This window comes from Sphingomonas sp. 77B, from assembly GCF_056497825.1.
Genome location: NZ_JBWMBY010000001.1, coordinates 2,699,846 through 2,718,812, shown reverse-complemented (window position 1 = coordinate 2,718,812; position 18,967 = coordinate 2,699,846). Strand labels below are relative to the sequence as shown.

Genomic DNA, 18,967 nt, shown 5'->3' with positions numbered 1-18,967 from the left:
GTATAGGATGATCGCTGCTCGGCTCCGCCCCCTGGTCCTGCTGCCCGCACTGGCGCTGCTCCTCCAGGCCCAGAATACCCCGCCCTCCCCGGCCGATATCTACGGCCCGCTGTTCGGCGCCGTGCAGGAGGCGCAGGTATTTCCCGACGGCAAGACCTTTGCCGACGCGGTGCCGCGCGAGGCGCCGCAGGCGATCATGGCGGCCTATGCCCGCGAAAAGCCGGTCGGCAAGGCGGCATTGGCCGCCTTCGTCCGTCGCTATTTCTCCGTGCGCGGGGACACGCAAGCCAAGCTCCCTCTGCGCGAACGGATCCGCGAGCTCTGGCCGATCCTGGGCCGCGCACCCTTTGCGCCGGTGCAGGGATCATCGGCGCTGGGACTCGACCATGGCTATGTCGTGCCCGGCGACCGCTTCCAGGAAATCTACTACTGGGACAGCTATTTCACGATGCTGGGCCTGAAAGCAGACCGCCAGGCCCCGCTGATCGAGGCGATGCTCGCCGATTTCGTCGATCTGGTCGAGCGTTACGGGCATGTCCCCAATGGCACCCGGACCTATTATCTCAGCCGGTCGCAGCCGCCTTTCCTGGCGCTGATGATGGACCTGTCCGAGAATCATGATCCGGTATTGGCGAAACGGCGGCTGGCGGCGCTGGTCCGCGAGCATGATTACTGGATGGCGGGGGCCAACTGCCTTGATGCTTCGGGTGCCTGCGCCCATGTCGTGCGGATGCCGGACGGCAGCCTGCTCAACCGCTATTGGGATGCCCGCGACACGCCCCGCGACGAAAGCTGGCGCGAGGACCGCGAAACCGCCGCCAAGGCCGCGCCGCGTGCCCCCGGCGTCGTCCAGCGCGACCTGCGCGCGGCGGCGGAGTCGGGCTGGGACTTCAGTTCGCGCTGGCTGAGCGATCCGATGCGGCTGGAGACGATCCACACCACCGATATCGTGCCGGTCGATCTCAATAGCCTGTTGTGGATGGCTGAAACCCGCATCGCCACGCGCGCGGCCGCCGCCGGAGATACGGCAATGGCGCGACGCTTCACCGACATGGCGGCGCGGCGCAAGGCGGCGATCGACCGCTATCTCTGGGTCGCGGGCGAGAAGCGCTACGCCGATTGGGACCGGATGGCCAAGCGGCCTACGCCCGCAAAGACGGCCGCCTCGCTCTTCCCACTATTCGCCGGGCTGGCCAGCTTGGACCAAGCGCGTGCGGTCGCCGCCACGACCCGCGCCACGCTGGTCGGCGAGGGCGGCCTGCGCACCACGTCCCTGCGCACCGGCCAGCAATGGGATGCGCCCAATGGCTGGGCGCCGCTGCAATGGATCGCGGTCGAGGCGCTGGGGCGATACGGCGAACAGGCGCTGGCCAGGGACATTGCCCGCCGCTGGATCGCCACCGTCGCGCGCACCTATGCCGAAACGGGCAAGCTGCTGGAAAAATACGATGTCGAAGAGCGCAAACCCGGCGGCGGCGGCGAATATCCGACGCAGGACGGCTTTGGCTGGACCAACGGCGTGACGGCGGCGATGCTGGAGCGGTGGCCGGATTTGGAGAAGCAATGACCTGCTGCTCCCCCTCCCGCAGGCGGGAGGGGGTTGGGGGGAGGGCCGGGCGTCTCACCGAGACCGTCGCTTATGGCTTTGCCCTCCCCCGGCCCCTCCCGCCTGCGGGAGAGGAGAAGAATAAGGAGGCGAACAAAATTTCTTCCCCCGCCGCGCACATCGTGTAGCGGACGCCGCATGACCGACACCCCGTCCCCCATCCTCGGCATCGACTTTGGCACCACCAACTCGGTCGTCGCCCGCGCCGTGGCGGGAGAATCGCATCTCGTTCCCCTCAAGGCCCCGAAGGGCGAAGACCCCGTCTTCCGTTCCGCGCTGTGTTTCTGGGAGGATGACGGGATCGAGGTCGAGGCGGGCCCCTGGGCGATCGCCGAATATCTCGACTTTCCGGGCGGCAGCCGCTTCATCCAGTCGTTCAAGTCGGTCGCCGCCTCGCCCGTATTCGAACACGCCACCGTGTTCGACAAACGCTATCGCTTCGAGGAACTGGGCCGCGCATTTCTCGACCGGATGGCGACGCGCAGCGGTGCTGTGCTTGATGGCAAGGCCGCGAGGATCGTGGTCGGGCGGCCGGTCGAATATGCCGGGCACCGGCCCGACGAAGCGCTCGCCCGCCAGCGTTACGACGCGATGTTCGCGCGGCTGGGGGCGGAGATTCATTATGTCTATGAGCCGCTCGGCGCGGCGTTCAGCTATGCCTCGCGCATCACCGAGCCTGCCACCGTGCTGGTCGCCGATTTCGGCGGCGGCACCAGCGACTTTTCGGTCGTGCGCATCGCCACCCCCGGCGCGCCCCGGCGTTGCGAGCCGCTGGGCCATGCCGGTGTCGGCATCGCGGGGGATCGGTTCGACCAGAGACTGATCGATCATCTCGTCCTGCCGCTGCTCGGCGCGGGCGGGAAATATCGGTCTTTCGACAAGGTGTTGGAGATTCCACGCGGCTATTTCGCCGATTTTGGCGACTGGTCCCGCCTGGCGCTGATGCGCAACCGCAAGACGCTGGCCGAACTGGAAAAGCTGCGCCGCGCCGCGCTCGACCCCGACACGATCGGGCGGATGATCGCGATCATCGAGGAAGAGCAGGGCTATCGCCTCTACGACGCGGTCGGCCGGGTGAAGCGCGATCTGTCGGCGGCGGAAGACGCGCGGTTCCGTTTCGAGGGCGGCGGGCTGTCGATCGAGGCGGATGTGACGCGCAAGGATTTTGAAAGCTGGATCGCTCCCGACCTCGCGCGAATCGAGCAGGCGGTCGACCGGGCACTGACCGCCGCCGCAACCGAGGCGGGCGCGATCGACCGGGTATTCCTAACCGGCGGCACCTCGCTGATGCCCGCCATCCGGCGGATGTTCGAGACGCGCTTCGGGGGGGAGAAGATCGCGACGGGCGGCGAACTCACCTCGATCGCACATGGCCTGGCGCTGATCGGCGAGCAGGCGGATATCGCGGCCTGGGCGGTCTGAGAGCCGTATAAAGAAGCCCCTCCTCCCGGCAGGGGGGAGGGGTTTGGGGTGGGGGCAAGGCCCCAAGCGATGGTCTCGGTGAGACTCCTTGCCCTCCCCCATCCCCTCCCGCTTGCGGGAGGGGCGTGCATTACGGCTTAGCTCAGAACCCCTTTTTCAGCGTGACGAACCACTGGCGCGGGGCGCCCGCGAGCAGGGTCTGGTTGTCGCCGCTGGCGGTGAAGCCGTTGGTGCCGATGGTCGAGATATAGCGCTTGTCGGTCAGGTTGGTCACGCTGCCCTCGATCGAGAAGCCGCCCCATTCCTTGGGGAAACGATAGCCGATGCTGGCGTCGACCAGCACGCGACCCGCCACCGACTGGTCATTCAAATAGGTGAAGTAGCGCTTCGACATATAGTCCGCGCCGACCCGGCCGAAGAACCGGCTGTCGTCATAGACCAGCTCGCCCTTGACCATGTTCTGCGGCGTGTCGACGACATAGCGTCCCTTTTCGGCGAGCAGATTGCCCGAACCGTCGCGCACCGTCTGCTGATAGGTCGCATGGTTGTAGGAATAGCTGGCCAGCGCCGAGAAGGCCGGGGTCAGGCGGTAGAAGGCCGAGACCTCCGCGCCATAGCTTTCCACGCCGCCGACATTGTTCAGCGTCGGCGGCAGACCCTGGATCGCGGTGCCGATCGAATAGGTCAGCAGGCGGTCGGAGAAGTCGATATAATAACCGACCGCCGACAGCTGCAGCCCGCCGGTGCGATAGCGCACGCCGCCCTCGGCCGTCTTCGACTTTTCGGGCCGCACGGTATTGGCGACCGCGTTGAACGCGGCCTGGCTGATCGAGAAGGGCGGCGCGGTCGCGGCGGCGATGAAGGCGCGCATATTCTCGGTATAGCTGGCAAAGACCTCCGCCTGGTTGCCTAGGTGCAGCACCGCGCCGATCTGCGGCAGGAACCAGTCCTCGCTCTTGATCCGGCCGCGCGCCAGCGTGCCCGCCAGCACATTGGCCTGGTTGCGCACGCGCATGCCCTTCCAGCCGCCGTTGATGGTCAGCTGGCCGATGTCGAGCGTGTCGCCGACCGAATATTGCAGCGTCTCGGTATCATATTTGCCGTTCCAGACGGTCGCCATCGGATTGCTCTGGAAATCCAGCGCATTGCGGTTCGGCGTCGCGGTGTCGGTCATGCCATAGAGGCGCCGCGCCTGGTGCAGCGTGTTGCTCTCATACCAGCCGGTCAGTTCCAGCTTGTTGGCGCCGGTGGTCAGACCGAGCTTGGCGATGGTCCCTGCGCGGTCCAGGCTGTATTCGGTCGTGCGGAAGGACAAGGGCGCGGGGTTGGTGATCGGCGTGCCATCGGCATTGGGCGCGCCCGCCATGGTCGGGGTATAGGGCGTGATCCACGATCCCTGCCCCTTGTTGTGATGATAATAGCTGGTCGAGGTCAGCGACAGATTGTCGGTCAGGTGCGCGTCGAAGATGACACCGCCCAGATAGTCGCGACGCAGGCCCGCCGCGTCATAATAACCATCGTCCAGCGTGATCCCGCTCGGCAGGCCGACCGGCACCCCGGCATAAGGTGCGGTGAAGCCGTTCAGCGAGCCGCGCGCCGCCTGATAGGCCGCCGCCGCCGCGCCATTGGTCGCTTCCTTGGCGTAGAGGATCGCCAGCGGATAACTGTTCGAGATGTTGTCGTTATAATAGCCGCGACGCTTGATGATATCGAGGCTCAGGTCCTGATAGTCGTTCTCGCGACGGTCGGAAAAGTTGAAGAAGCCGGTGATCGAACCGCGGTCGCCGAAGTCCTTCACGACCTTGGCATTGGCCTGATGCTGGCGCTGGCTGCCGAACCCCTTCCACTTGTCGGTGGTCAGATAGGCATAGCTCAGATAGCCCTTCAGCCCGCCGCCCAGGTCGCCGCTGTCGGCGCGGATGAAGGCGCGCACGGTGTCGTTGCTGCCATAGGTGCCCGACGCGGCAATCCCGGCGGTGTCGGACGGCGCGCGGCTGGTGAACTGGATGGTGCCGCCCAGATTGCTGGTCGAGGCGGTGCCCAGCGCGCCCGCCCCCTGCGCCACGCTGGTCGAGGCGATATTTTCGGAAATGATCGCGCGGCTGATGTGCAGGCCGTTGGTCGGGCCATAGCTCATATCGCCCAGCGGCACGCCGTCGAGCGTAAAGCCCAGCTGGTTCTGGTTGAACCCACGAAGCGAGATGCGGGTCGACCATTCATAGGCGCCGAACGGGTCGGAGGCCTGGAAATTGACGCCGGGCAGCTTCGAGATCGCTTTGAGCGGCGACGTGCCGGGCGTCAGCCGGTCGAGATCGGCGGCGGTGATCGTCTGCACCTGGCGGCTCTGTCCGAAGCCCAGCACGACGACATCGGCAGGCACATTGGCCTGCTCATCGGTCGGTGCGGTGGGATCGGCGGCGACCGGATCGGTGGTCGTGCCGGTGACGGCGGCTTGTGCGGGCAGCGTCTGCGCCGACGCACCCGATGCGATCAGCGCCAGCGGCGTGACACCGATCAGAAACTTTACCATGTACTCTGGCCCCCAAATGGCTCGTTAACCCAATGGAGCGGGCGCATGGAGCCGGGGCGTGACACCGTAGCGACAGCGTAATGACCGGAATGTGACGGGGTCGAGTTGTGGTTTTGGCGACACGATCCTCCCCGGCCCGGGGAGGTGGCAGGGCGCAGCCCTGACGGAGGGGGGCTTCCACAAGGATCTACCTTTGTGGCGATCCCCCTCCACCATGCTGCGCATGGTCCCCCTCCCCGTGCCGGGGAGGAATAAAAAGGGGGCCGGGCAACCTCTCGCTGCCCAGCCCCCCTTTCCTACCGTCCGGCGAAGATCAGCGTGCGATCCCGCCCGCTGCCAGCACTGCCAGCGTCACCAGATCGCCAGCGGTCGAGGTCATCGGCGCGATCTGCACCGGCTTTTCCATGCCGATCAGCATCGGGCCGATCATGGAATCGCCGCCCAGTTCGCGGAGCAGCTTGGCCGAGATATTGGCCGACTGAAGCCCCGGCATGATGAGGACGTTCGCCGGCCCCGACAGGCGCGAGAAGGGGAAGTTCGCCATCTGCTTGGGGTTCAGCGCGACGTCGGGCGACATGTCGCCTTCATATTCGAAACCGACCTGGCGCTTGTCGAGCGCGGCGACGCCGTCGCGGACGTTGTCGATCCACTGGCCTTCGGGATTGCCGAAGGTCGAATAGGACAGGAACGCCACGCGCGGCTCATGCCCCATGCGGCGGGCGACGGCGGCGGTGCGCTCGGCGATGTCGGCCAGCTCCTCGCCCGAGGGACGCTCGTTGACCGTGGTGTCGGCGATGAAGACGGTGTGGCTCTGCCCGACGAGCAGGTGGATGCCGAAGGGCACCTTGCCGTCGACCGGGTCGATGACCCGGCGAATCTCGCGGAAGCTCTGCGCATAGGTGCGGGTGATGCCGGTAATCATCGCATCGGCCTGGCCCAGCTGGAGCATCACCGAGCCGAAGATGTTGCGGTCCTGGTTGATGAGCCGCTCGGCATCGCGCTTCAGATAGCCGCGCCGCTGGAGCCGCTCGTACAGGAAGTCGACCATCTGCGGCACCATCTCGGAGGTGCGGCTGTTATGGACCTCATATTCCTGCGGGTTGGTGACGCCCAGCGCCTTCAGGCGGTCATACACGTCGTCGCGACCGACCAGCACCGGGGTGCCGTAACCGCCTTCCTTGAAGGCGATGGCGGCACGCAGCACGACTTCCTCTTCGCCCTCGGCGAACAGCACGCGCTTCGGATGCGCGCGGGCGCCCTCATAGGCGAGCGTCAGGACCGAGGTGGTCGGGTTCAGGCGCGCGCGCAGCTTCTGGCGATAGGCGTCCATGTCGAGGATCGGCCGCGTCGCCACGCCCGAGTCCATCGCCGCCTTCGCCACCGCCGAGGGGACCAGTTCCATCAGGCGCGGGTCGAACGGCGCAGGAATGATGTATTCGGGGCCGAATGTGTGCTGCGTGCCATAGGCCAGCGCCACTTCCTCCGGAACCCGCTGGCGTGCCAGCTCGGCGATCGCGTTGGCGGCGGCGATCTTCATCTCGTCATTGATGCCGGTCGCGCGCACGTCGAGCGCGCCGCGGAAGATGAAGGGGAAGCCGATGACGTTGTTGACCTGGTTCGGATAGTCCGAACGGCCGGTCGCGACGATCGCGTCGGGGCGCGCGGCCTTGGCGAGTTCGGGGCGGATTTCCGGCTCGGGATTGGCCATCGCGAAGATGATCGGCGACGGCGCCATGTCCTTGACCATCTCGGGCTTCAGCGCGCCCGCCGCCGAAAGCCCTAAGAACACGTCGGCGCCGTGCAGCGCCTCGGTCAGCGAGCGGCGGTCGGTGACGGCGGCATGCGCCGACTGCCACTGGTTGATGTCGTCGCGGCCCTGATAGATCACGCCGGTGCGGTCGCACATGATGACATTGTCGTGGCGGACACCCATCGCCTTCATCAGCTCGGTACAGGCGATCGCCGCCGCGCCCGCGCCGTTGACGACGACCTTGATCTCGTCGAGCCGCCGCTTGGTCAGCAGACAGGCGTTGATGAGGCCCGCGGCGCAGATGATCGCGGTACCGTGCTGGTCGTCATGGAAAACGGGAATGTTCATCCGCTCGCGCAGGGTCTGCTCGATGATGAAGCATTCGGGCGCCTTGATGTCTTCCAGATTGATGCCGCCGAAGCTCGGCTCCATCAGCTCGATCGCGTCGATCATCCGGTCGACATCCTCGGTCTTCAGCTCGATATCGATCGAGTCGACATCGGCGAAGCGCTTGAAGAGGACGGCCTTGCCCTCCATCACCGGCTTGGACGCCAGCGCGCCCAGATTGCCAAGTCCCAGGATCGCGGTGCCGTTGGAGATGACGGCGACCAGATTGCCCTTGGCGGTATAGTCGTACGCGGTGGCGGGGTCCTCGGCGATGGCGAGCACCGGCACCGCGACGCCGGGCGAATAGGCCAGCGCCAGGTCGCGCTGCGTCGCCATCGGCTTGGACGCGATGATCTCGATCTTGCCGGGCCGTCCCTCGGAATGGAACAGCAGGGCTTCGCGCTCGGAGAACTGGTCGGTGGGTTCGTCGGACATGCGCGCGGCCTTCGATGCTGTGGATACAAGGACGCTACGGCTCTTGGAGGTTTCGGGCACGGCTGACAACCCTGTCGCGCGCGAGTTTTGGCTTTCGGACAAGCCGGATGATGCTGTCGATTAGCTAAGCTGTTCCGTGGCTAAAGATGCTGCATCGCAACATCAAAAAGCGGGATTGCGGGAAGACCGGGAGCTGAGCCTCGCCAGTCGATCCGGCCGCCGCTATAGCCGACCGTCCCCTTTCATGGAGCGGGCCGTCGCGATCAGTTGGCCCATTCCCACTTGCCGTTTAAATCTGGAACACCCGTCTCGATGACCACCCCCACCCCGATGATGGCGCAGTATCTGACGCTGAAGGCCGAGGCCGAGGATTGCCTGCTCTTCTACCGAATGGGCGATTTCTTCGAGCTGTTCTTTGACGACGCGCGCATCGCATCAGGCGTGCTCGACATCGCGCTGACCTCGCGCGGGGAGCATGGGGGCGAGAAGATTCCGATGTGCGGCGTGCCGGTCCATGCCGCGACCGCCTATCTGCAGCGCCTCATCAAGGCCGGGCACCGCGTCGCCATCGCCGAGCAGACCGAGACGCCCGCCGAGGCCAAGGCACGCGGGGGCTCGAAGGCGCTGGTGTCGCGCGGAATCGTGCGGGTGGTGACGGCGGGCACGCTGACCGAGGAAGCGCTGCTCGACGCCAAGAGCGACAATTGGTGCGTCGCCATCGGCGAGGCGGGTGGCGCGGTCGCACTGGCCGCCGCCGACATCTCGACCGGGCGGTTCGTGGTGATCGACGTGAAGGCGGATGCGCTGGGGGCCGAACTCGCCCGCCTTGCCGCCGCCGAGGTGGTCGCGGCCGAAAATGCCGCGCACGCCGATGTCGCGACGACGCTGCGGCCCTCCGCGACCTTCGACAGCGGCAGCGGCGAGGATCGGCTGAAGCGGCTCTACGGCGTCGCGACGCTGGACGGGTTCGGGCAGTTCAGCCGCGCCGGATTGTCGGCGGCGGGCGGGCTGGTCGCCTATCTCGACCATACGGCCAAGGGTGCCCTGCCCTTCCTGCGCCCGCCGGTGCTGTCCCAGGCGGCGGGCGCGATGGCGATCGATGCGGCGACGCGCGAGAGCCTGGAGCTGACCCAGACCGCCAATGGCCAGCGGAAAGGCTCGCTGCTCGATGCGGTCGACCGGACGGTGACGGGCGCGGGCGCGCGGGCGCTGGCGGGTGATATCGGTGCGCCGCTGATGGACCGCGACGCGATCGAGGCGCGGCTCGATCTGGTGCAGCATTTCCATGACGACGCCGCGCTTCGCGAACGGCTGCGCGCGGCGCTGCGCGCGCTGCCCGACATCGGCCGGGCGATCGGGCGGATCGCGGCGGGGCGTGGATCCCCGCGCGATCTGGGACAGTTGCGCGACGGGCTCGACGGGGCCTGGGCGCTGTCCGAGCAACTGAGCGATGGCCCGCCCCTGCTCCGCGAGACGACGCCCCGCCTGCGCGGGCATGGCGAACTGATCGACCTGCTGCGCCGCGCGCTCGTCCCCTCACCGCCGATCGAGGCGAGCGAGGGCGGCTATATCGCGGCGGGCTATGACGTGGCGCTCGACGATCTGCGCGATGCCGGAGCCGGTGGCCGCCGCGCCATCGCCGCACTGGAGGCCGAATTCCGCCAGAAGACCGGCATCGCCGCGCTCAAGATCCGTCATAACGGCGTGCTCGGCTATCATGTCGAGGTGCCCGCGCGTTCAGCCGATGCGCTGATGAAGCCGGAGTCGGGCTTTACCCATCGGCAGACGCTGGCGGGTGTGGTCCGCTTCAACACCCCCGAGCTGCACGAGGTCGCCAGCAAGGTTGCGCAGGCCGGTGCCCATGCGCTGGCCGCCGAGGCCGCGCATCTGGAGGAACTGACCGCCGCCGCGCTGGCGTCGCGCGAAAGCATCGCCGCGACGGCGGACGCGCTCGCCCGGCTCGACGTGGCGAGCGGCCTTGCCGAACGCGCGGTCGAGGGCGGCTGGGTGCGGCCCGAGTTGGTCGAGCATGCGTGTTTCGAAGTCACCGGTGGCCGTCATCCGGTGGTGGAAGCCGCCGTGGCCCGATCGGGTGAGCGGTTCGTCGCCAATGACTGCTCGCTGTCGGAAGCCTCCCGGCTCTGGCTGGTGACGGGTCCGAACATGGGCGGCAAGTCGACCTTCCTGCGCCAGAATGCGCTGATCGCGGTGCTGGCGCAGGCCGGGTCCTATGTCCCCGCCACCCATGCGAAGATCGGGTTGGTCGACAGGCTGTTCAGCCGGGTCGGCGCATCGGACAATCTCGCACGCGGGCGCTCGACCTTCATGGTCGAGATGGTCGAGACCGCCGCGATCCTGGCCCAGGCGACGCCGCGCAGCTTCGTGATCCTCGACGAAGTCGGGCGCGGCACCTCGACCTATGACGGCCTGGCGATCGCCTGGGCGGTGGTGGAGGCGATCCATGAAGACAATCGCTGCCGCTGCCTGTTCGCGACACATTATCACGAGCTGACCCGGCTGGCCGAGCGGTGCGAGGCGCTGTCGCTCCACCATGTCCGCGCGCGCGAGTGGAAGGGCGAACTGGTCCTGCTCCACGAGGTCGCGCAAGGCCCGGCGGATCGCTCCTACGGCTTGGCGGTGGCGCGCCTCGCCGGGATGCCGCCGACGACGGTGGCGCGCGCCAAGGCTGTGCTCGCCAAGCTGGAGGCGGGGCGTGCCAAGACCGGCGGGCTGGCCGCGGGGCTCGACGACCTGCCCCTGTTCGCCGCCGCCGCGCAGATCGAAGAGGAACAGTGTGACGCGATCCGGGCGGAGGTGGAGAAGCTCGACGTCGACAGCTTGTCGCCGCGTGAGGCACTGGATGCGCTGTACAAGCTGAAGGCGTTGGCGCGGGAGGGGTAAAAGCCCCCGACCCGTCATTGCGAGTGCAGCGAAGCAATCAAGGGCATCGCAGTCCCACTCTGGATTGCTTCGCTGCGCTCGCAATGACGGGCAGAGGTTCAGTCCACCCCTCCGTTCAGCCTGAGCGAAGTCGAAGGCCACGCCCCATCGCCCCGCCGCAAGCGAGTCCCATGCACTTCGACTTCGCTCAGTGCGAACGGAGGGCAAGGCGACACCAGGCCAACAGATAAAAACCGGAAAGTGGGGAGCTTCTGTTGCCCGGTGCTCCCCGTACCGCTGGATTCCCCTTCTGTTGCCCGGTGGGGTCCGACCGCGCTATTTTGGTGTAATGTCAGGCCGTGAGGCCCTCAATTACGCCGCAATCGCGAGTGCTTCGTTATCGTTGGCACTTGTGTGTAATGGGCCGTTGCGGTGGTCCCATTCCGAACGAAAACAGCGCTTTTCAACACACGTCGATCCTGGTTCGGCCCCGTCAGAAACGGTGTCCAAGTACACCACCTTTTATGGTGGAGCCGCCGGGTACTGCCCCCGGGTCCGCTGCGTCTATTGCACGCCGCAATTTATCGTCATAGCCGGGTGAAACCCGGCAACAGCGGATATAGGAAGCCCGGCGGCATTACGCAAATGCCTTTCGCTCGCCCCAATTTGGGTCCATGGGGAACGCCATGTTGACCCAGCGGTCCCGTTATGCGCTGCGCGCGATGCTGTTCCTGGCGGAGATGCCGGTGGAAGGGCCGCCGACCTCGATGACCCGCATCGCGGCCGAGGCCAATGTCCCGCGCAAGTTCCTCGAGCTGATCCTCGCCGACCTGAAGGGCGCGCAGCTGCTCGACAGCCAGCGCGGCAAGATGGGCGGCTATCGGCTCGCCCGGCCCGCGCACCTGATCTCACTGGGCGACATCATCCGCACGATCGAGGGGCCGCTGGCGCTGGTCCCCTGCGTCAGCCGGACAGCGTACCGCCCCTGCAACGACTGTAAGAGCGAGGCCGACTGCGCCATCCGCCACGCGATGATGCGCGTGCGCGACGAGACGGCGCGGATTCTCGACGGCACCAGCCTGGCCGATGCGACGGCCAAGAAGCTGGCGGCGGCGTAAACCTGTCTTATTCCTCCCGTGTAAGGGGAGGTGGCAGGCCGCAGGCCTGACGGAGGGGTGTCACCCCTCTCGATAGCGGGACACCCCTCCACCAGCTTCGCTGGTCCCCCTCCCCTCGCAGGGGAGGAATTTCACATGTTGCGACTTACGCCAGAGACAGGATTTTAAGAACGCCGCGCGCGCAGTTCGTCGCGGATTTCACGCAGCAGCGCGACATCGGCCGGTTCGGCCTGGGGCGCTGCGGGGGCCTCGGCCTTCTGCTTCTCGAACATCGCGGTCGCGCGGTTCACGGTGCGGATCAGCAGGAAGATGATGAAGGCGACGATCACGAAATTGACCGCCTGCGTCACGAACGCGCCATAGCCCAGCAGCGGCACACCCGCCTTCTTCAAGGCGGCATAATCGGTCAGCGAGCCCGCATAATTGGCCGGGATCGGCCCCATGCGCAGGAAGTAGCTGGAGAAATCCAGTCCGCCGAAGATCTTGCCGATCACCGGCATCAGCACGTCGTCGGTCAGGGACGTCACGATCTTGCTGAACGCCGCCCCGATGATGACCGCCACCGCCAGATCGAGCACATTGCCCCGCGCGATGAAGGCGCGAAATTCCTTGAGCATCGCCAAATCCCTCTATTTGCCTGAGCTTCGAGGGTATCGTCGCTTTTGCCCTTCGCCAAGCGCATCGTGCGTCTTATATAGACCAGACAGTTGACGGAGGAATATTCGAATGCGTCGTCCCGTTCTTGCCCTGACCCCGGTCGTGATGGCCGTCGCTTTGTCCGGCTGCGGCATGAACAGCGTGCCCACGGCGGAAGAAAATGTGAACGCGAAATGGGCCGACGTCCAGGCTGCCTATCAGCGCCGCGCGAACCTGATCCCCAATCTGGAAGCGACCGTGAAGGGCGCCGCCGCCTCGGAGAAGTCCATCCTGACCGACGTGGTCAACGCGCGCGCCAAGGCGACCTCGGTCCAGGTCAACAGCGCCGACCTGTCCGACCCCGCCAAGATGCAGCAGTTCGCCCAGGCGCAAGGCCAGCTCAGCGGCTCGCTCGGCCGGTTGCTCGCCAATGTCGAGGCCTATCCGAACCTGAAGAGCCAGGACAATTTCCAGACGCTGATGAGCCAGCTCGAGGGCACCGAGAACCGTATCAACATCGCGATCGGCGATTACAACAAGGCGGTGCAGGCCTATAACACCCGCATCCGTACCTTCCCCGACGCGATCGGGGCCAAGGTCTTCTACGGCGCCAAGCCCAAGACGCCGTATCAGGCGACCACGCCGGGCGCCGAAAATGCGCCCAAGGTGAATTTCGGCGCCTGATCGTATCCTCATGCCCCGGTTCACCCGGTTGCTTCGCCCGGTCCTCGGGCTCTGGCTGATCCTCTGCGCCGTCCCCGTGATGGCGCAGACTTTTCCCAAGCTCGACGGCCTGGTCGTCGATGCGGCTGGCAAGATCGATCCTGCGACCAAGGCGCAGTTAGAGGCGAAGCTGGAAGCGCTGCAAAAGGATACCGGCCGCCAGCTGGTCGTCGCGACGATTCCCGATCTGCAGAACTATCCGATCGAGGATTATGGCTATCGGCTGGGCCGCGCCTGGGGCGTCGGCCTGAAGGACGCGAACAACGGCGCGATCCTGTTCGTCGCGCCCAACGAGGGCAAGGGCCAGCGCGGCCCCCGGCTCGAGGTCGGGCGCGGGCTGGAGCCGATCCTGACCGACGCCTGGTCGTCGCAGATGATCCGCACGCTAATGATCCCGCGCCTGCGCGAATCAGGGGATATATCGGGCGCGTTGAATGCTGGCGCAGACGCCGTGATCGCGCAGCTTCGCGCCTCGCCCGAGGAAGCCAAGGCCAAGGTGGCCGAGGCCGCCAAGCAGTTCGACCGCGAACACCGGCGCGGCGGCGGCGATTCCAACGGCTTTCCGATCGTCATCATATTGGTGATCTTCATCGGCGGCTTCGTCCTGCTGTCGATTCTGCGTCGCAGGCAGGGCCAGCGCTTCCACGATGATGACGACGACGACCGTGGCGGCGGTGGCGGGCGTCGCGGCGGTGGCTGGCCGATCATCCTCTGGGGCCCCGGCTGGGGCAGCGGCGGCTCGGGCGGCGGCTGGAGTTCCGGCGGGGGCTCGTCGGGCGGGGGCAGCGACGGATCGTGGTTCGGCGGCGGCTTTACCGGCGGCGGCGGCGGCGATTTCGGCGGCGGCGGCGCATCGGGGGATTGGTGAGATGTTGAGCGAAGCCGATAGCGATCTGGTCACCGCCGCCGTCGCGCGCGCCGAAGCGACGACCGATGCCGAGATCGTCACCATCGTCGCACCCCGATCGGACGAGTATCGCGACATCGCCCTGTGGTTCGCCGCACCAGCCATGCTGCTGGTGCCGCTCTTCGCTGCGATCTTCCCCGATCTGGGGTTGAAGCTGCTCGCGCTGATCCATGACGCCTGGAGCGCGCCGGGTGAGGACCTGATCCTGGGCGTTCTGATGATCGCACAAATTCTGGTCTTCGGCCTGGTATACGCGCTGCTCGGCCCAGTGTCGCGCCGCATCGCGTTGGTGCCCAAGAGCATCCGCCATGCCCGTGTTCGCGCACGCGCGGTGCTGCTGTTCCGCGTGTCGGCCGAGCGGCGAACCGACAGCCGCTACGGCGTGCTTCTCTACCTCTCGGAGGACGAGCACATGGCCGAGATCGTCGCCGACTCCGGGCTGACCGGCAAGGTCGGGCCGGAAACCTGGGGCAAGGCGATGGCGGTGATGCTGCCCCATGTCGCGAAAGGCCATGTCGGCGAAGGGATGAGTGCGGCGGTCGAGCGCATCGGGCTTGTGCTGGCGACCCATTTCCCCAAGACGGCGGCCGATACCAACGAACTGCCGGACAGACCCATCTCGCTATGACCGATCCCCGTATGGACGCCCCCCTCGAAACCCTGGCCGAGGGGCGTTTCCTGGCGCTGCGCCAGCGCGGCACCTGGGAATATGCCGACCGCCCGCGCGACATCCGTGCCGCCGTGATCCTGGCGATCGAGGACGGCCATATCCTGCTGGTCGAGCAATTCCGCATTCCGCTGGGCGCGTCCTGCCTGGAGATGCCCGCCGGTCTGATCGGCGACGAAACCGAGGGCGAAGCGGTGCTGGACGGTGCCGCCCGCGAGCTGGAAGAAGAAACCGGCTATCGCCCCGCCCGGATCGAGACGCTGGGGGAATTCTGTTCCTCGCCGGGCATGACGTCGGAGCGTTTCACCCTGGTCCGGGCCACCGGGCTGGAAAAGGTCGGTGACGGTGGGGGCGACTCGGACGAGCAGATCACCGTCCACCGGGTGAAGCTGTCCGAGGTTGTCGCCTTCATCGCCGAACGCCGCGCGGCGGGGGTGGCGGTCGATGCCAAGCTGCTGCTTTTGCTGGGCGGCGGTATCCTGGGCTTTTGAGTTCACGCGAAGCCGCGAGGACGCGAAGAAGATTTATCGCGCGGAGACGCGGAGGCGCGGAGAGGTCTTACTCGCGGCAGCGAGATATCTCTTCAATCGGCCGTTTGTCATGCGTACCCGATGCCACCGCACATACACCTCCGCGCTCTCTGCGCCTCTGCGCGAACCGATTCTGAAAATCTTCGCGTCATCGCGGCTTCGCGCGAACACATGGAGGACACGCCTGACCTGACTGGAAGGCGCCAAGAAGTTTTTCGCGCGGAGGCGCAGAGAGCGCAGAGGCAATCGCTCGCTGACGCGACACGCCTCTCTGAAAGGCTGGTTACAATACGATCCCGATGCCGGAAGGCGAGACACCTCCGCGTCTCCGCGTCTCCGCGCGAACCGACCTTCTCAAGCGCTGCGTGCGCAAGAAAAAGCGCCCCGGCGTCCACCGGAGCGCTCGAACATCAGCGGAAATTGTCGGCGTAGCTTTGCAGCTTCAGCGTCTTTTGCGGCGTCGGCACGACATGATGGTCGAGCCCTTCACGCTGGCAATAGGCGATCGCCTCTTCCAGCGTCGCGAAGGTCAAGCGGACCTGCTCCTGCGTGTCGCCGCTGCCGGCCCAGCCGGTCAGGGGATCGGGCTTTTTCGCCTCGGTCGGTTCGAATTCGAGTTGCCAGCGATCGGTCCGGTACTTGCCGGATTGCATCGCGTTCTTGGGGCGCTGGAAGATGCGAGCAGTGGCCATAATTCTTGTCCCTTATCGCGAACCGGCGGCTCTTGCATCCGCCTTTTTCGTGCGCAACGTCGCGGAGGCCTCTGCGGGTGCGTCGGGCCAGGGATGGCGGGGGTAGCGGCCGCGCATTTCCTTGGCCACCGCGCTCCAACTGCCCGCCCAGAAACCGGGCAGGTCGCGCGTCGTCTGGATCGGCCGACCGGCGGGCGAGGTCAGGCTGAGCACCAAGGGCACCCGCGCGGCGCCGATCACCGGATGCTCGGCGAGGCCGAATAGCGCCTGCACGCGCAGCTCGACACGCGGGCCACCTTCGGCCGCATAATCAATCGTATGGCTACTACCCGCCGGGCTGGTGAAGTGCGACGGCGCCGTGGAATCGATCCGCTTCTGCTCGTTCCAGTCGACCAGATTGCGGATCGCCTCGGTCAGCGCGCCGGGGGTGATCGCATCCAGACGCCGCTTGCCAGCCACCAATGCGGGCAACCAGTCATCCAGCGTTTCGAGCAACCTTTCATCGTCCAGCGCCACCCCGGCATAGGCCGCCCGCGCGCGATACGCCCCCGCCCCGTCGCTCCAGGGCAGCAGCGACAGACCATGCGTCCGCACCCCCTCGACCAGCGCTTCGGCGATCGCCTCGGGTGACGCGCCCGAATCGGGGCCGCTCGACAGACGCAGTCCGCCCAGCCGCCGCTCGCGCAGCGCCTCGACCCCGCCGGTCGCGGGGTTGAAGGTGACGGTGCGCCGCGTTTCGATCCGGTCGGCGAACAGCGCCTCGACCGTGGCGAGGTCAAGCGGCGCGGCGGACAGGATGCGCGCGCCCGATGCCGCGCCCTGCGTCTCGCCCACCGCCAGCCATTCCGAACTCGCCAAGCCCGACGCCGGGTCGAGCCGGAAGCCACGCCCGCCGACACTCGCCCAATTCTCGCCCGTGCCGTCACGCCGCCGCGCCACCCGGTCGGGATAGGCGAGCGCCAGGCACACGCCCGCCGGATGGTCCCACACCTCCTGCTCGACCGGCCTGGGGGCGAGGCCGGTCCAGCGCTTCGCCATCTGACGCGCCGCTTCGGCCTTGGGGCCACGCTCGGTTCGCCAGCGGCGCAGGCGTTGCTCGACATCGACATCCTGCCCGCCGATCCCGCGCTCGCCCAGCAGCACCGCGACCTCGGCGGCGGTCGACGCCAATCCGCGCTCGCCGCTGCGGATCAGCATGTGCGCCAGACGTGGCGGCATCGGCAGTTTCGCGATCGCCTTGCCATGCGCCGTCGGACGGCCGGTGTCGTCGAGCGCCTCCAGCACGGTCAGCCGCGCGCGGGCCTCGGCGACGGCGGCCTCGGGCGGCGGGTCGAGCCAGGGGAGCGCGCGCGGGTCGCTGACACCCCATAGCGCGGTGCCGAGCAGCAGCGCCGATAGGTCCGCCTCCAGAATTTCGGGCGGGTCGAAGCGCGGCAGGCCCGCCGTCGCGGCTTCCTCCCACAGGCGATAGGCGACACCCGGCGACTGACGCGCGGCGCGTCCCGCACGCTGGACGACGGCGGCCTGGCTGGCGCGCTCGGTAACGAGCCGAGTCATCCCCGCCGCGCGGTCGTAGCGCGGACGACGCGCCAGCCCGGAGTCGACCACGATCCGCACCCCGTCGAGCGTCAGGCTGGTCTCCGCGATCGAAGTGGCGAGCACGATCCGCCGCCGCCCCTCCGGATCGCGCCGGATCGCCGCGCGCTGCGCCGCCGGGTCGAGCGAGCCGTGGAGTTCGTGGATCGCGATCGTCTCGGGCAGGGTCGCCAGCCGCTCGGCGGTGCGCGCGATCTCGGCGGTGCCGGGCAGGAAGGCGAGGATGTCGCCCTCCGCCTCCTCGGTAAGTGCACGGCGGATGGCGGCGGCGACCGAGTCCTCGATTCGCGCTTCCGCCGCCCGGCCGAGATGGCGCAGGGTCAGCGGATAGCTGCGCCCCTCGCTCTCGATGACGGGCGCGTCGCCCATCAGGCTGGAGAAGCGGCGGCCGTCGAGCGTCGCCGACATGGCGACCAGCCGCAGATCTGGCCGCAGCCCCGCTCGCGCATCCAGCGCCAGCGCCAGGCCGAAATCGCCGTCGAGGCTGCGTTCGTGCACCTCGTCGAACAGCACCGCCGACACACCCGTCAGCTCGGGATCGGCCTGGATACGCGCGACGAAGATGCCTTCGGTGACGACGGTCACGCGGGTCGCGGCGCTGCCCCTCGTATCCATGCGGGTGGCATAGCCGAAGGTGCGGCCGACCGGCTCCTCGGCCAGCGCGGCCATCCGCTCGGCGGCGGCACGCGCGGCGAGGCGGCGGGGGGAGAGGAGCAGGACCTCCCCGGTGCACCAGGACTGATCAAGGAGTGCGGGCGCAACGGCGGTAGTCTTGCCCGCGCCGGGTGGTGCCACGAGGACGGCGTTGGGCGCGTTTGCCAGCGCGGCGAGCAGATCGGGCAGGACGGCGGTGACAGGCAGGGTCATGGCGCCGCGATACGGGGTTTGGCGGGCGGGGTGAAGGCCAGCGCGCCGTTCCTGTTCAGCCCCCTACCCCCTTTCAGCCTGAGCGAAGTCGAAGGCCAAGGGAAAGCCTGTCCATTTGGCGCATGTCGGGACGTGGGCTTCGACTTCGCTCAGCCCGAACGGAGGGTGTCGAATGCCGTTTCATTTGCCTGTTCCCCAGCGAAGGCCGGGGTCCAGTTTCT

The 18,967-nt window shown here is 67.3% G+C and carries 13 protein-coding genes and 1 other RNA gene; 8 read left to right on the top strand and 6 right to left on the bottom strand.

The window, feature by feature from the left end; translation table 11 throughout:
• Positions 1–7 precede the first annotated feature (7 nt).
• Positions 8–1,567, top strand: coding sequence for an alpha,alpha-trehalase TreF (gene treF, locus AC1GI4_RS12745; protein ID WP_479629746.1), 1,560 nt, complete (start codon positions 8–10; stop codon positions 1,565–1,567).
• Between the two features lie 177 nt (positions 1,568–1,744).
• Positions 1,745–3,028 (top strand): Hsp70 family protein, encoded by a 1,284-nt coding sequence (locus AC1GI4_RS12740; protein WP_479629745.1) that lies wholly within the window; start codon positions 1,745–1,747, stop codon positions 3,026–3,028.
• A 142-nt stretch (positions 3,029–3,170) separates the two neighbouring features.
• Here AC1GI4_RS12740 and AC1GI4_RS12735 read toward each other — a convergent pair whose 3' ends face one another.
• Both AC1GI4_RS12735 and AC1GI4_RS12730 read right to left on the bottom strand, forming a co-directional pair.
• Positions 3,171–5,558, bottom strand: coding sequence for a TonB-dependent receptor (locus AC1GI4_RS12735; protein ID WP_479629744.1), 2,388 nt, complete (start codon positions 5,556–5,558; stop codon positions 3,171–3,173).
• Positions 5,559–5,871: 313 nt separating this feature from the next.
• Positions 5,872–8,130 (bottom strand): NADP-dependent malic enzyme, encoded by a 2,259-nt coding sequence (locus AC1GI4_RS12730; RefSeq protein ID WP_479629743.1) that lies wholly within the window; start codon positions 8,128–8,130, stop codon positions 5,872–5,874.
• Positions 8,131–8,460: 330 nt separating this feature from the next.
• On the opposite strand from AC1GI4_RS12730, the gene mutS reads away from it, so the two are divergent.
• Positions 8,461–11,031, top strand: a complete 2,571-nt coding sequence (mutS, locus tag AC1GI4_RS12725; protein ID WP_479630404.1) for a DNA mismatch repair protein MutS — start codon at positions 8,461–8,463, stop codon at positions 11,029–11,031.
• 277 nt (positions 11,032–11,308) lie between these two features.
• On the opposite strand, the gene ssrA is transcribed toward mutS, so the two are convergent.
• Positions 11,309–11,659: a transfer-messenger RNA gene (gene ssrA / locus AC1GI4_RS12720) on the bottom strand.
• Between the two features lie 37 nt (positions 11,660–11,696).
• Here ssrA and AC1GI4_RS12715 point away from each other — a divergent pair.
• Complete coding sequence (locus tag AC1GI4_RS12715; RefSeq protein ID WP_042491370.1) at positions 11,697–12,128, top strand: RrF2 family transcriptional regulator; 432 nt, start codon at positions 11,697–11,699, stop codon at positions 12,126–12,128.
• A gap of 164 nt (positions 12,129–12,292) precedes the next feature.
• Here AC1GI4_RS12715 and mscL read toward each other — a convergent pair whose 3' ends face one another.
• Complete coding sequence (gene mscL / locus AC1GI4_RS12710; RefSeq protein ID WP_294272317.1) at positions 12,293–12,745, bottom strand: large conductance mechanosensitive channel protein MscL; 453 nt, start codon at positions 12,743–12,745, stop codon at positions 12,293–12,295.
• Between the two features lie 109 nt (positions 12,746–12,854).
• On the opposite strand from mscL, the gene AC1GI4_RS12705 reads away from it, so the two are divergent.
• Genes AC1GI4_RS12705 through AC1GI4_RS12690 form a run of 4 tightly spaced genes read left to right on the top strand, consistent with a single transcriptional unit; the run spans position 12,855 to position 15,552 of the window.
• Entirely contained in the window at positions 12,855–13,448 is a 594-nt protein-coding gene (locus AC1GI4_RS12705) for a LemA family protein (protein WP_433909016.1), read from the top strand.
• Between the two features lie 10 nt (positions 13,449–13,458).
• Positions 13,459–14,355, top strand: a complete 897-nt coding sequence (locus AC1GI4_RS12700) for a TPM domain-containing protein (protein ID WP_479629742.1) — start codon at positions 13,459–13,461, stop codon at positions 14,353–14,355.
• Position 14,356: 1 nt separating this feature from the next.
• Positions 14,357–15,022: a TPM domain-containing protein gene (locus AC1GI4_RS12695; protein WP_479629741.1), complete on the top strand. Its 666-nt coding sequence runs from the start codon at positions 14,357–14,359 to the stop codon at positions 15,020–15,022.
• Positions 15,019–15,552: an NUDIX hydrolase gene (locus tag AC1GI4_RS12690; protein ID WP_479629740.1), complete on the top strand. Its 534-nt coding sequence runs from the start codon at positions 15,019–15,021 to the stop codon at positions 15,550–15,552. Before AC1GI4_RS12695 ends, AC1GI4_RS12690 begins: the two co-directional genes overlap by 4 nt.
• A 449-nt stretch (positions 15,553–16,001) precedes the next feature.
• Here AC1GI4_RS12690 and AC1GI4_RS12685 read toward each other — a convergent pair whose 3' ends face one another.
• Both AC1GI4_RS12685 and hrpB read right to left on the bottom strand, forming a co-directional pair.
• Positions 16,002–16,283 (bottom strand): ETC complex I subunit, encoded by a 282-nt coding sequence (locus tag AC1GI4_RS12685; RefSeq protein WP_042491340.1) that lies wholly within the window; start codon positions 16,281–16,283, stop codon positions 16,002–16,004.
• A gap of 12 nt (positions 16,284–16,295) precedes the next feature.
• Positions 16,296–18,746 (bottom strand): ATP-dependent helicase HrpB, encoded by a 2,451-nt coding sequence (gene hrpB / locus AC1GI4_RS12680; RefSeq protein WP_479629739.1) that lies wholly within the window; start codon positions 18,744–18,746, stop codon positions 16,296–16,298.
• Between the last annotated feature and the right edge of the window lie 221 nt (positions 18,747–18,967).